Origin of the sequence: Acinetobacter sp. 8I-beige, from assembly GCF_902505955.1 — a bacterium.
Lineage (GTDB): Bacteria > Pseudomonadota > Gammaproteobacteria > Pseudomonadales > Moraxellaceae > Acinetobacter > Acinetobacter johnsonii.
The window spans coordinates 744,862-759,451 of record NZ_LR732792.1 but is presented as its reverse complement, the minus strand read 5'-3'; the positions used below and the strand labels follow the sequence as shown (position 1 = coordinate 759,451).

At 42.5% G+C, this 14,590-nt stretch carries 10 protein-coding genes; all 10 read right to left on the bottom strand.

The genetic code is table 11. The features are described from left to right. Positions 1-92: 92 nt before the first annotated feature. Positions 93-416, bottom strand: coding sequence for a ferredoxin FdxA (gene fdxA / locus GVX98_RS13950; RefSeq protein WP_004696359.1), 324 nt, complete (start codon positions 414-416; stop codon positions 93-95). Positions 417-623: 207 nt separating this feature from the next. Beyond that, complete coding sequence (gene mutS / locus GVX98_RS13945; protein WP_159128426.1) at positions 624-3,257, bottom strand: DNA mismatch repair protein MutS; 2,634 nt, start codon at positions 3,255-3,257, stop codon at positions 624-626. Between the two features lie 259 nt (positions 3,258-3,516). Then, a complete protein-coding gene (locus tag GVX98_RS13940; protein WP_159128425.1) occupies positions 3,517-5,523 on the bottom strand; it encodes a triacylglycerol lipase in 2,007 nt (668 codons plus the stop codon). A 132-nt stretch (positions 5,524-5,655) separates the two neighbouring features. Beyond that, entirely contained in the window at positions 5,656-6,558 is a 903-nt protein-coding gene (locus tag GVX98_RS13935; RefSeq protein ID WP_062033562.1) for an ABUW_2363 family tetratricopeptide repeat lipoprotein, read from the bottom strand. 123 nt (positions 6,559-6,681) lie between these two features. Beyond that, positions 6,682-7,491 carry a serine O-acetyltransferase gene (cysE, locus tag GVX98_RS13930; RefSeq protein ID WP_004696365.1) on the bottom strand — a complete coding sequence of 270 codons (810 nt, stop codon included), beginning with the start codon at positions 7,489-7,491 and terminating at the stop codon, positions 6,682-6,684. After that, on the bottom strand, positions 7,484-8,332 hold the full coding sequence (locus GVX98_RS13925; RefSeq protein WP_159128424.1) for an RNA methyltransferase: 849 nt from the start codon (positions 8,330-8,332) through the stop codon (positions 7,484-7,486). Before GVX98_RS13925 ends, cysE begins: the two co-directional genes overlap by 8 nt. Before the next feature lie 33 nt (positions 8,333-8,365). Next, positions 8,366-11,935 (bottom strand): DNA polymerase III subunit alpha, encoded by a 3,570-nt coding sequence (gene dnaE, locus GVX98_RS13920; RefSeq protein ID WP_159128423.1) that lies wholly within the window; start codon positions 11,933-11,935, stop codon positions 8,366-8,368. A gap of 184 nt (positions 11,936-12,119) precedes the next feature. Then, positions 12,120-12,749 (bottom strand): hypothetical protein, encoded by a 630-nt coding sequence (locus GVX98_RS13915; protein ID WP_159128422.1) that lies wholly within the window; start codon positions 12,747-12,749, stop codon positions 12,120-12,122. A gap of 85 nt (positions 12,750-12,834) precedes the next feature. Beyond that, complete coding sequence (locus GVX98_RS13910) at positions 12,835-13,530, bottom strand: methionine ABC transporter permease (protein WP_004696373.1); 696 nt, start codon at positions 13,528-13,530, stop codon at positions 12,835-12,837. Beyond that, entirely contained in the window at positions 13,527-14,552 is a 1,026-nt protein-coding gene (locus GVX98_RS13905) for a methionine ABC transporter ATP-binding protein (protein ID WP_159128421.1), read from the bottom strand. Before GVX98_RS13905 ends, GVX98_RS13910 begins: the two co-directional genes overlap by 4 nt. Between the last annotated feature and the right edge of the window lie 38 nt (positions 14,553-14,590).

The following is a 14,590-nucleotide window of genomic DNA, read 5'->3' as shown; positions in this document are numbered from 1 at the left end:
ATCCAAATTTGTGAGGAAAAATTGGAAATATTGCAATCAAATGTGTGTTTTAGGTATAAAAAAAGATCAGCTTATGCTGATCTTTTTCTGGCTTACTTTTCTAAGTATTGTAACTTATCTGCTTTACCGTTCCATTCTTCACGGTCAGCAGGTTGGTCTCCAATCTGGGTAATGTTCGGCCAAGTTTGTGATAACTCAGCATTTAGTTCAATAAATACTTCTTGACCTTCTGGCAGTTCATCTTCAGAGAAAATTGCATTTGCTGGACATTCAGGTTCACACAGTGCGCAATCGATACATTCGTCTGGATTGATCACTAGAAAGTTTGGACCTTCATAGAAACAGTCTACTGGACAAACTTCTACGCAGTCTTGATATTTACATTTAATACAATTTTCAGTGACAACAAAGGTCATGGCGAAGGCTACCTAAAAATATGGTTCTAATAACTAATGTGTATTTTAGGCAAAAACAGCACCAACTAACAATTGCTTTTATTGATATTTGTTATATGCACGGCTGTTAAATTTGATAAAAACTGAACATTCTGCTGAAAACTGCTTTTAACAATAAAAAAGACCGTCATTTTGACGGTCTAGATGAGTTGCGAAAATGCAAATCCATTATGAATGTAACTGATCTTTCAATGCATAAAGCTGCTGTAAGGCTTCACGTGGACTTAAATTATCGACATCAATGCTCTTGAGTAGTTCAAGTGCGGCAGAAGGTTTCTCAATTTCGACCACACGTTCAATGATTTCAAGTTCAGGCATTTCTATTACAGCAAACAAATCATTTTGAACGACTTTAGGTTTTTGCAGTTGTTGCTTCTCTAAAATTTTCAGACGATTTTGTGCTTCTTTGATCACACTGGCAGGAATACCTGCTAATTTTGCTACTTGTAAGCCGTGACTTTGGCTTGCAGGTCCATGTTGGACTTTATGTAACAAAATGAGGTTGCCGTTGAGTTCTTTTGCGGTGACATGGTAGTTATCAATAGCAGTTTCTTTGGCCAGCTCGGTCAGTTCAAAGTAGTGCGTGGCAAATAAACATAAGCATTTAATGCGTTTGGTTAAGTCAAGTACGCAAGCCCATGCCAAAGATAAACCATCATAGGTACTGGTGCCACGACCAACTTCATCCATCAAAACCAGTGACTGATTGGTTGCATGATGCAGGATTTGCGAGGTCTCGGTCATTTCCACCATAAAGGTCGATTTGCCTGTAGATAGGTCATCTGCAGAACCAATACGGGTAAAAATTCGGTCAATTGGACCTAATACTGCCGATTGGGCAGGTACATATGAGCCACAATAGGCCAATAGGCTAATTAAAGCCGTTTGACGCATAAAGGTTGATTTACCGCCCATGTTAGGACCAGTAATAATGGCCATGCGGTGGTTGAAATCAAGTGTCGTGTCATTCGGTGTAAATGTAGCTTTGTTCAACGCCTCAACCACTGGATGACGTCCCGCAATAATTTTAACCCCAATTTCTGGACTATACTCAGGACGTAACCAATTGCGTAAGCGAGCCTGATGTGCAAAGTTAGCTAAGAGGTCGATCTGCGCAATAGCACTGCTCATCATTTGTAAATGACCAATATCGGCTCGGAGTTCATCTAAAAGCATTTCGAACAGCATTTTTTCGCGGGCTAATGCACGGGACTCACTCGAAAGTACCTTGTCTTCAAAGGTTTTCAGCTCAGGCGTGATATAACGCTCAGCATTTTTCAAGGTTTGACGACGAATGTAGTGATCAGGTGCTTGCTCGGCTTGCGCGCGGGTCAGTTCAATGTAATACCCACTGACACGGTTATAGCCAATTTTTAAGGTCGAAATTCCAGTATTTTGACGTTCTTGAATTTCAAGGTCGATCAAGTACTGTCCTGCATGATCACGGATTTTACGGAGTTCATCGAGTTCATGATCAAAACCTTCCGCTATCACATTTCCATCTCGTAAAAGCACAGGTGGATGTTCAACGATGGCAGACATTAAACGTTGATGTAAGCCATGGAAATCACCCAATTCCTCATTCAATTGGGTAATGAGTGCGGACTGTTTGCTTTGGATCACGGGCTGAATGGCATGACGTAAATAAGGGACTTGTGCACAGGCTTGACGCAGCTGCACTAAGTCACGTGGACGGGCACTGCCTAAAGCCACACGGCTGAGAACACGTTCAATGTCTCCAATCTCTTTTAATACTAAACGGACTGGTGATTCATGGTAGCCATCTACAAGACTCTTGGTGGCATCTAAACGTGCGTCTAAGAGCTTGGTATCACGTAACGGTTGCATCAGTGTACGGCTAAGTAAACGTCCACCCATTGCAGTTTGACAGTCATTGATGAGTTGGAATAATGATGTGCCGTGTTCAAACAGAGGCTCAACCAACTCTAAGTTTTTCCGCGTCACAGGATCAAGCGCAATGAAATCACTGCTTTGTTCAAGCTGAATAGAGCGAATATGCGGTAAGGCTGTTTTTTGCGTTTCTTTGGCATAATGAATCAGGGATGCTGCTGCTGCTTTAGCAAGCGGCAAATGGTCAATACCGAAACCAGCTAAAGTCGATACAGTAAACTGATCGCATAAGGTTTTTTGTGCGTTGTTTAGGTTAAAGTCGACATTCGGACGGCGTGTTACAGGGCAGTCGAGCAGTTTTTTAATGTGTTCAATAATGTTGGGGTCGACAATATTTTCATCGACCAAAATTTCACTTGGCATGAGGCGAGACAGTTCAATACCCAGTTGCTCAAGCTGAAACTCTTGTTGTTGAACTTTGAATAAACCTGCACTTAAATCTAACAGCGCAATACCAATTTCGTTTTGTTGTACGCAAAGCGCGACAAGGTTCGAACTTTGATGTGCCGTCAGTAAGGCATCGTCAGTTAGCGTCCCTGGTGTAATAATCCGGACAACGCCACGTTCAACAGGTGCCTTACCTGTAACTTCACCAATTTGCTCGCAGATGACGACGGTTTCGCCTTTTTTCACCAAGCGAGCAAGGTAGCCTTCAGCTGCATGGTAAGGAACACCTGCCATAGGGATGGGTTCACCATTGGCTTTGCCACGATGGGTCAGAGTAATTCCGAGAAGTTTAGCGGCCTTGTGTGCATCTTCAAAAAATAGCTCGTAGAAGTCACCCATACGATAGAACATCAAAGAGTGCGGATGTTGCATTTTGACGCCCATGTACTGTTGCATCATGGGAGTGAGGGTGGACAAATCAGTGATGATTCCCGAATTGCTCATGTAGGTGAAATCCTTAAATCTTTGAAAATGCACAATATAAAAATAGACCGAGCGACACCGCTTACCGTGTGTATTTATGCGCTATGAACAGCTATTGTATGAATGGCAATATCTTAGCAAAATTGAAAACGACTAAACAATAAATCATCTATAAAGCGAACAGTTGTTAAACAGCCAAGTGATTATTGCTGTAGGCGTTAGGCGTTAGGCGTAAAGCAAAAATAAAAAAGCCTAAACATCTGTTTAGGCTTTTAAAGATTTAAGGCTTATACAGACCGAGTTCAGTCAGGTGCAACCGCAGGATACGACGTAACTCAAGAACGGCTTCAGGCGTTTCTTGAATAGAATGTCCCCCTTTAATAATCTTCTCAGACAATGCACCATCTAGATGGGCACTCGTATAAGGCACGACATCATCTGTAATGATATTGAGGTCATCACTTTTAGTCGCATTCCCCATGATGCTGTGGAATTTCATGCCCTTGTATGGAACGACGTTTTTAGTTAACCGAGTAAAGTTAGAGTTTTTGCTGAGATCACTTGGCCCATTTTGAATGAGTCCATTATCGACATCTTTAATGAAGGCTTGTAGGTCAGGGTCACTACTTTGTATAACATCGGTCAGTGCCCCCAAAAACGCACCTGGTAGACGAATGACTTTACGTGCCGCAAGGGTAAACCAGCGGTCAGCAAACTCTGTCCCACGATGTGGTGCTGCCAAGAAAATGGCCCGACTAAAGTTTGGAATCGGTTGAATGTCGAGGCGTGATTTAAATAGAGGGTCATTTTTAAATTGTTGCACACGTCGATTGGGTAGCAGTTTCATTGCAGCAGGGGTTAAGTCAGCATCGCTCACTAAAAGCCGCGCAATAATGCCGCCCATACTATGACCCACTAGCACGGCATCCTTTTTGGCAGGTGCTTTGCTGTCGACCAAATTAAAACTTTGTTGAATGATTGCATAGATTTGGAAACGACTTTCTAAAATTGGCATATTGGTCGAGTAGAACACTTGCCAAACTTGATAGTGCTCACGTAGCACGGGGTCGCCCATGACATCATTCGTCAAACGAATCCATGCCTCTGGACTGCTGGCTAGACCGTGAACGAGCACCACCACTTTTTTATTTGGGTTGTACGGCTCAAGCATGTATAGATGCGGCATGGTGAGGCGTGCATCACGATCAATCAGTGATAAATACGCGGCTTTACCTAAATTGTTTTGTGCCAACCATAAGCCATAAGGCGCAGAAAAGTTTGCAGCAAGAGGGTAACTTTTGCCTGCAATTTTCGCAGATTCAAACTTATAGGGATCATAAGCTGAGATTTCAAACTCAGGGTTGTTTAAGATCTCATCGATACTAGATGCAGAGCGTGGCTGTGCGGTAATAGTCGCTGCTAAATAACGGGCATTGTGAATGTTGGGATTACGACCATTGGTGTACTGATAATGCAGTGGATCGACAATATATTTGGCTTTTTCGGGTGAGGTGTCGTTGTGCTCGGGTGGGAGGACAATCAGAAACTCTGACCCAAAACCATCGCGACGTGTGATAGAGCGCAGGCCTGAGAAGTTCATATTGTAAGTTGACATCAGTTGTTCAACTTGACGGTTTTTTAAAAGTGGGTAGTTATCATAATTTATGCGGTAAATACTTTGTCCCACTTTTATTTGATTACCGACTTCAGATGGTCCATGGCGTAAGCCATAACTATTTACAAGCTTAGCGATAGCTTGGTTATAAAAGTCACGCAGTTGGACTTGTCGGTTATCAAAAATACGGTCTTGGGGGCCACGTTTGGTGTTAAACATGTAGGCATAACTGTAGCGAATGCTTTTATCCAGCATACCGAGTTGTTGATCTAAGCAGCTTTGGTAGTTTTGTTTTTGCAGCGCCTGTTTTTCTTCAGACTGGGTCTTGGCTAAAATACTCACTTTACAGGCTGATGATTTTTCTAAGGAAAGTGCTTTAGCGAGATACAGTTCGCTGGCAGTAGAGAGGAGCTGTTCATCCTGAATTTGTGGAATCTGTTTGAGTTCGCTGACACATTCTTCAGGTTGCTCTGAACAGATTTTTGCTTCTCGGCCTGTCATAGACAGCACGTTTAGACTCGCTTCACTGAGCTTATCCCGCGTTAAAATACTCTCACGCTCATTGGTAATCGTGACGTTCAGTGATTGATTTTTCACACTGACCACTTGGCAACCACTCAAAAGCGAAACGAGAGTGGTCATCATCAAGGTGCTACGGATGTATTTAGGCATAAAAAGCGTCGACTACCGTTTATTCTTTTGAATTTTTTAAATCATACGATAATTCTCGGATTTATCAATTCGCCTAAAATAAAAATAGACCGAAAATTCGGTCTATTTTTAGGTACATCAGAAGTGATGGGATTATTTTGCAGTATTTAGAACTTGCCAAACATTCCAACGACCTTGTTTTTCTATTTCATTAATCAGGCGATCCGCAACTTCAGCTTCTTGCGGATATTTCAGCTTGTAGTTTTTCAAGGTTTGTACCGCATTTTTCTTTTGTTCCATCGCGATGTAGTTATTTGCGGTCGCTAAATAGGCTTCTTGAACACCAGCTTTCATTGCTTTATCGAGGTATGGCATCGCTTCGCGTTGACCACCACCTTCAGACAAAGCAAAACCGAACCAGAAGTTTGCTTCAGGGTCTTCTTGGTTAATTTTTAAAATACGCTGTGCATATGCCAAAGATTTGGTGGTATAGACTGAACCGAGGTCTAAATTACGTGCCATAACGCTGGCTTTGAACGCACGAACCAGCACATCAAATGAAGCATTGTCTTTCGACGCTAACGTATCGAGCTGTTGTGTCACTTCTTTTAGTTTTAACTCAAAACCTTTCCGTTCTTGGCGTTCTGTAAAGCGTGGTGGGTAGTGACGCGCTTTGCCTTCAACCAACTGTAAAAAGTCATCAATTTCAGTAATGTCGACTTCATTGTCGCCTGCCAGTACGGCAAACTTCAACTGACGGTCTTTGCTGTTTACGGTTGGAATAATCAGTTTATTGGTGTCTAAAACCAGTTTTTTAGATGGATCGTCAGAGCGAGTCACTTCCATTTTAGTTACGGGTTGAGCTGCTGCTTTTTTTAAGTTAATTTCAAATGGAGGTGGCGCATCATAATTAAATGGATTGAGTGCATAAAATGGTGCGGTTAATTCAGGCTCTGTAAAAACGATGGTATCACTATTGTTCTTCGTTGGGTTTGAGCTACACGCTGTTAAAAACGAGACAGCAAGAACAGCAACCGCTAAGGGTTTAAGCATCATAAGGTTCTTCCATTCATTATTTTAAGAAGTGGTATAAAAGGCATGTTCGTCAGTCTAAAAAAACTCTGATGAACATGCAAGGTTTGCTATAGGCAGGTTTTCAAAAACTAACACTTTTCATGTTTAGTCGTTGGATGGCAGGCTTTGAGCTTCACATTCGCGGCGTACATCTTCCAAAATTTTCAATTCTTCAGCACTAAAAGGTTGTTCATTTTGTTGTTGCTTTTTAAAAGTTGGATCAAGCAAAGACAAGCGTTGGCAAAGAGTATTCATCCGTTTTTCATTCAGCTGAATGCGGTCAAGTAGAACACGCATACCTTCAAGAATTGGATCAGACTGGTCTTGCGTTGCAGCATAAGGTTGGAAACCAATACTTTCTGCATAATCGCGACGACGTGTTTCTGCTTCATCTTTCGGTTTATCTTTAGAAATAAAGCGCGCAGGGTTACCAACTGCGGTCGTGTCGGCTGGAACTGCTTTGGTGACGACTGCATTTGAGCCGACTTTCGCATTTTTACCGACAGTAAAAGGGCCTAAAATTTTAGCACCAGCACCAACCACCACGCCGTCTTCTAAGGTCGGGTGACGTTTGCCTTTATTCCATGTAGTTCCACCTAAAGTGACACCGTGATATAGGGTCACGTCGTCACCAATTTCAGCGGTTTCACCAATCACGACGCCCATGCCATGGTCAATAAAAAAACGACGACCAATTTTAGCACCTGGGTGAATTTCAATACCTGTTGCAAAACGGCTAAAAGAAGACAATAAACGTGCTGAGCCTTTACATTCTTTTTTCCATAACTCATGCGCCATACGGTGCATGATCAAGGCATGAATGCCTGGATATGTGGTTAGAACTTCTAAAGTGTTTCGTGCCGCAGGATCGCGCGCGAATACAGCTTGTATATCTTCTTTGAGCTGTTTAAGCATTAGATTGATCCTCTGTTTGATCCGTATTTGACTTTTTCCATGTGCCGTTATTTAAAGCTTGTACACGACTAAAAATACCACGAAGTAAATGATATTCCATACGATCTAATTGTATACGTCCAAAAAGACGACGCAAGCGTAAAGGCAGTAATCGAGGATTTTTTGGATCTAAAAATTCAATCTCAGCCAACATTTTTTCAATGTGCGGGTAGAACTGTTCCATTTGCTCATGTGTGACCAAAGGCTCATCCCACTGCATAGACTCAGTATCTGTTACAGGCATGGTTGCAGCTTCATTTTCAGCGCTTTCCACAGCAGCCAGTGTGGCCATACGCATTTCATAACAAATCACTTGAATGGCTTGAGCCACATTTAGTACACCATAGTCTGTATTTACAGGAATGGTGACATGGTAATTGGCCATGGCGAGTTCTTCGTTGGTCAGTCCGCGGTCTTCACGGCCAAATACAACAGCAACGTCTTGCTGATCATTCACCACTGCTGAAATTGATTTTTCAGCTGCGGGACGTGCGTCTAGCAAAGGCCAAGGAATGGTACGACTACGCGCACTCGTGCCAAACACTAAATGGCAGTCTTTGATGGCATCTGCAAGGGTTTCAACGATTTCAATCTGCTCGATTAAATCAGTTGCACCCGCTGCCAAAGCATCAATATCGGGATGTGGATAGGTTTTTGGCGCAACCAACACTAGCTTTGAGAGTCCCATCGTTTTCATGGCGCGCAGTGCGCTACCAATGTTCGCAGGGAGTGTGGTATTGACCATGACAATACGCACATGGGAGAGATGCGCTGAAACAGCGGCATTGTCAAATTGGCTCATGATTTTTCCAATGAATCTTTAAAATTTAAATAATTAAGAGAATTGACCGACTTCAGCCTGATATAAGTCCATGGCATCATCCATGCTCATATCCGCAGGGGGCGGTGGTACATCTACAGGTTTGGCTTCTTCATAGCTCACCGCTTTGGCTGCTTTGGATTTGACTTGATATTCCACATGAAGATTTTCTTTACCAAAATAGTCACGGAGTTTAGAAAGTAGTTCATCCTGCGGCGCCACTTTCCAATTAATCCCTAAGTGTAATTCAGCCGTGGCATACGGGTAGTCCAACAGCAATTGCAGCGGGATGTGATTACACATATCGACATTACAAAAGGGTGCAAGAATATTTTTTAAATCTTGGCTCAGTGTTTTTGTGCTGTGTGTTGGGTCGAGACGAATTTGAATACAGTTGGCGCGTTTTTGACGAATTTCATTTAGGGTAAATGCTTTGGTTAAGCGACCCATTGGACGGTCAAAACCTTCACGCTCGTAAATTTCGCCCTCAATTACCACCACTTTTTCATTTTGAATGATGTCTTTAAAACGCATAAAGCGTTCATGGTTTGCAGAGACTTCGATCCGTGAGGTACCATCATCTAAGGTCACCATCATTCGGTTCGGGAAGTTAGCTACATCAACCACGAGACCAGCAAAAACGGTAGTGACGCCACGACGAGTTGGGGTGAGTTCATTAATTTTGTTTGGAATAAACGCTTTCAACTCAGTGCGATAGACATCAATTGGGTGACCGGTTAAATACAACCCTAGAGTGTCTTTTTCACCTTTGAGACGGACTTCATCTGACCAAGGTTTAACAGGTTTGGCGGGTTTACGTTGTACTTCTTCAACCTCACCAAACAAGTCCATGATGCCTGTTTCACGGTTTGAGCGAGCTTGATCCGCTGCTTGTACCGCTTCAGGTAGCTGCGCCATTAGACTTGAGCGTTCAATGCCGAGGCAGTCTAAAGCACCTGAGCGAATCAATGCTTCTAAAGTCCGTTTATTGATTTTTTTCAGATCAATACGATGGCAGAAATCAAACAAGTCACGATACGGCCCATCTTGAATACGCGAGTCAATGACCGACTGCATCGCCGCTTCACCGACGCCTTTAATTGCACCGAGTCCATAAACGATCGTTTTGTCGTCCGAAGCATGGAATTGATAGATAGACATATTGACCGAAGGCGGCAATACCTCTATATCATTGTGTCGACAGTCATCAATCAAGAACACCACGTTATCGGTGTTTTGCATTTCCGATGACATCACCGCAGCTAAGAATTCAGCTGGATAATGCGCTTTGAGCCATGCCGTTTGATAGGCCACTAAGGCATAAGCTGCGGCATGCGATTTGTTAAAGCCATAACCTGCGAACTTTTCCATATAGTCAAAGATATGGTTGGCAGTGGCTTCATCAATATCTTTTTTGGCTGCACCTTCCGTGAAAATTTGGCGCTGTTTGACCATTTCTTCGGGCTTTTTCTTACCCATCGCACGACGTAGTAAGTCCGCACCACCCAAGCTATAGCCCGCACAATACTGTGCTGCCTGCATTACCTGTTCTTGGTAAACCATAATGCCGTAAGTCGGTTCAAGTACACCTTCAAGTAGGGGATGGAGATATTCAAACTCGCCACCATGCATACGGTGGATAAAGTCAGGAATCAGGTCCATCGGACCCGGACGGTAAAGAGATACGAAGGCGATAATTTCTTCAAATTTGCTTGGACGTGCTTCCTTGAGCATTTTTTTCATGCCCACGGATTCAAACTGGAAGACCGCTGTGGTGTTGGCATTGGCAAAGATGAGGTATGCATCTTTGTCATCAAGCGGAATGAAAGCAATGTCTAAAGGCACATCTAGCTTAATGCGCTTATTGATATTCTTCACGGCATCTTCAATGACCGTTAAGTTACGCAGACCCAAGAAGTCGAACTTCACCAGACCTGCAGATTCAACATCGTCTTTATCGTACTGCGCAACACGGCCTGTACCATCTGCATCACACAGCACGGCAGAAAAGTCGGTAATTTTAGTCGGGGAAATGACCACGCCACCTGCGTGTTTACCTGTGTTACGGGTAATGCCTTCGAGTTTTAATGCCATTTCCCAAATTTCAGCCGCATCGTCATTATCTGGGTTGGATGGGTTAGTGACAATGTCTTTAAGCTGTGGCTCTGCTTCAATCGACTCTTCGAGGCTTAGACCTAAAGGCTTGGTTGGAATCATTTTTGAGATTCGGTCTGCCAAACCATAGGATTTACCCAAGACACGTGCCACATCACGAATGGCACCTTTGGCTGCCATAGTACCGAAAGTGGCAATTTGTGATACTGCATCGCGTCCGTATGTACGCGCCACATAGTCAATCACACGATCACGACCAGCAATACAGAAATCGACGTCGAAATCGGGCATTGAAACACGTTCTGGGTTTAAGAAGCGTTCGAACAGTAGTCCGTATGGGAGAGGATCTAGGTCCGTAATTTTTAAGCTGTAGGCAACAAGCGAACCTGCACCTGAACCACGGCCTGGACCAACGGGAACGCCATTACCTTTGGACCATTGGATGAAGTCCATGACAATCAAGAAGTAGCCCGGGAAACCCATTTTAAGAATGGTCCCGATTTCATACTCTAAACGATCATCATATTCTTTACGTTTTTCAGGCCAGTATTCATCACGCGTTTCAGGTGGGTACAAAAAGTCTAAACGTTCTTCTAAACCTTCTTTAGATAAATGTGCAAAGTAGGTGTCGATGGTATGGCCTTCAGGAATAGGGTAGTCAGGCAGGAAGTATTTACCTAATTGCAGCGTGACGTTACAACGTTTGGCAATTTGATAAGTATTTTCAATTGCAGAGGGAATGTCTGCAAATAACTCCGCCATTTGTTGGCCAGATTTAAAATATTGCTCTGGAGAGTAATTTTTTGGTCGGCGGTTATCCCCTAATACATAACCATCGGCAATACAGACCCGAGCTTCGTGTGCCTCAAAGTCAATTTCTTTCATGAAGTGCACATCGTTGTGCGCAACTACACCAATATTGTATTTTTTAGCCAGTTTTAAGGCTTCATAGTTGAAGTCATCTTCACCTGAGCGTTCTGTTCGACATAGAGCCAAATAAACACGATTGCCAAATTTTGCAATCCATTCTTCGAGTAAAGGTTCGGCTTTTTGCGGATTCGATGTACAGAGCATTTTGCCGACATCAGATCGCATGCCAAGTAGCGCAATCAGGTCATGGTTTTGTTCTAAAATCCAGTCTTTTGCAACGCAAGGAATATCAAGCTGTTGACCACGGATAAAACCTTCTGAAACCAGTTCGGTTAGATTACGCCAGCCAACATTGCTCATTGCTAATAAAGTCACGCGATGTTCAGCATCGTTCAAGCGAACTTCTGAACCCATAATCGGTTTGATGCCATTATCTAAGCATTTACCATAAAATTTTACAGCAGCGTGTAAGTTAGATAAGTCAGTAATGGCAAGGGCTGGCATACCTTCTGCCTTAGCAGCTTTGACTAAATCAGGTATACGTACAATTGATTCTGTGATTGAAAATTCTGTATGAATACCAAGATGTACAAAGTGCATAAGTGAGTCCCTGCAAAAACCGCTGAATAGTTTAACATGCTCTGCCTTCATTCTGAGTGCGATTCAAATGAATTGGCAAAATTTAATAGGCCGCAGTGTTTGGACTGTTTATTTTATTGTCAGTAAGTTTAAAACGACTTAGAAAAGGCAATTTTAGTCGCATTGTTTCTTGGCATAAAAGCCTTCAGCAGGCCACTGCTTGCTGAATGGCAAAGCTGCTTAACCGTCCATTCTTAAAACCAAAGTTGAGATAAGCCGTGTAGGGTGGGGCAAAGTCTTGTGGTTCTTTCAGAAAGGCTTTGATTTCATTGGGCTGCAAGAGCAAAACTTGGGCTTCACCTGATGCTGCCATGCCTTGTGCACTGTATGTAAAGTCTTGTTTAAACTGCTGCAAAGTATAATTCGGTGTGATCTGAATATTTTGCACGCGTATATTTTCGCTCATCGTTTGAGTGCTTTTCCAGTCAAGCCAAACACGGCCTTTGGTTTGACCGAGTTGTTTTAAACTCGTTTTGTCTTTATAGAATTTTTCAGTCAGAATCTTTGGATTATCTTCGTTAAAAATCTCAAACTTTAGGCTTTTGGGCTGGGTACTGGTAATACTGTATTCATAGTTGCCTGTACATTCGGCATGTTGTTTGCTGGTTTTTCCATTCGGAGGAGCGAGTAATTGACTGACTTGATGTGCTGTCACAGGTGCATTGAGTTCAACCTGATTCACTTTCACACTGGTGACGTAGTTATAGGGATTTGAAGCTGCATGGCTGAGCATCGGCAAAAGACTTAGACTGATCAATAGAGTTGTTATTTTCATCGTTATAGCTTTTAAAAGTTTTGTTTGCCGCATTATATAAAACTTAGACCTGAAAAAAGCTCCCAATATTGAGAGCTTGATTTTGTTAGCGTAGTTTAGACAGCCAATCCCCAACGGATTGTACAATTTGTACCATGATCAACAGCACAATCACTGTGAGTATCACGACACTAGTGTCAAAACGTTGATAACCATAAGATATAGCAAGGTCACCAATACCGCCTGCACCCACTGCACCGGCCATCGCGGTTGCACCAATTAAGCTAATCGTGGCTGTGGTTAAGTTCAAAATCAATGAACTGCGTGCTTCAGGCAGAATAAATTTGAAGATGATTTGTAGTGGCGTTGCACCCATTGCTTGTGCAGATTCGATAATCCCCTCATTCACTTCAAGTAATGAAGTTTCCACCAAACGACCAATATATGGTCCAACATAAATGGTGAGCGGAACAATCGCAGCCCACGTGCCAATCGATGTGCCGACGATGAGTTTGGTCAAAGGTAAAACCGCAATCAGCAAAATAATAAAGGGCAGAGAGCGTAGAGCATTCACAATCGGGTTCAGGCTGTGATAAATCGCTTTGTTGGGCAAAATACCATCAGGACGTGTGACCAATAAAATGATGGCCTGAATAAAGCCCCAAATACAGCCGAACAGCATTGCAAAAAACACCATATGAAATGTTTCTTGCAAAGCAGTAATAAACTGATCAATCGATAAAGAGCTTTTCCAAAAAGGTGCTGTGATTTGAGTTAACCACTGGACAATTAAATCTCTCATGCCAGCTCTCCTGATTGTTCAACAGCCACACCATGTTGTTTTAAAAACTCAACCGCTTCAGCAATCAGGCTTTCATTACCCAAGAGCTGAACAAACATTTGTCCAATCACATTGCCATCAATTTCAATCATGTTGGCAAACAGGATATTGAGACTAATATCAAACTGTTTAATTAAGTTTTGAATTACTGTTTCGTGTGCAGAGTTACCAAGGAACTGTAAGCGGTAAATACTATGATGATGCTTATGTTCGAGGTTATTCAGAAGTTTAATTGGTAGCTGTTGATGCAAAATCGTTTGAATAAAATTCTGTGTCGTTGCATGTTGCGGACGACTAAATAAGTCCACCGTTTTTCCAGTTTCAACTACTTTGCCAAGTTCCATCACGGCCACATGTGAGCAGATGCTTTGAATCACATCCATTTCATGTGTCACCATGACGATGGTAATGCCTTGCTCTTGATTGATTTTTTTGAGCAAGTCTAAAACAGACTTGGTGGTTTGTGGGTCTAGTGCAGAAGTCGCTTCGTCACAAAGTAATATTTTAGGATGGTTGGCAAGCGCACGTGCAATACCGACACGTTGTTTTTGACCACCCGAAAGTTCGTCTGGATAAGCTTCTTTTTTGTGTTTGAGATCAATAAACTCAAGTAGCTCATTCAAACGTTTTTCACGTTCAGCTTTGCTATAACCTAAAAGTTTCATGGGCATTTCAATATTGGCTGCAACGGTTTTGGTTTGCAGTAAATTAAAATGCTGGAAAATCATGCCAATATTTGCACGTTCTTGACGTAATGCTTTTGCATCTAATGCAGTAAAGTCTTTCTGATTGATAATTACTTGTCCTTCGGTTGGACGTTCAAGTAAATTGATCAAACGAATGAGGGTACTTTTACCTGCACCACTATAGCCAATAACGCCAAAAATACTGCCTTCTGGAATGTCCAAATTGATTTGGTCCAGTGCAGGAATGATTTGGCCTTTCAGCTGATAGTGCTTTGAAATGTTTTTAAATTGAATCATATCGTCAAAAACTACACAAAAATGAAAAAACAGGCAAA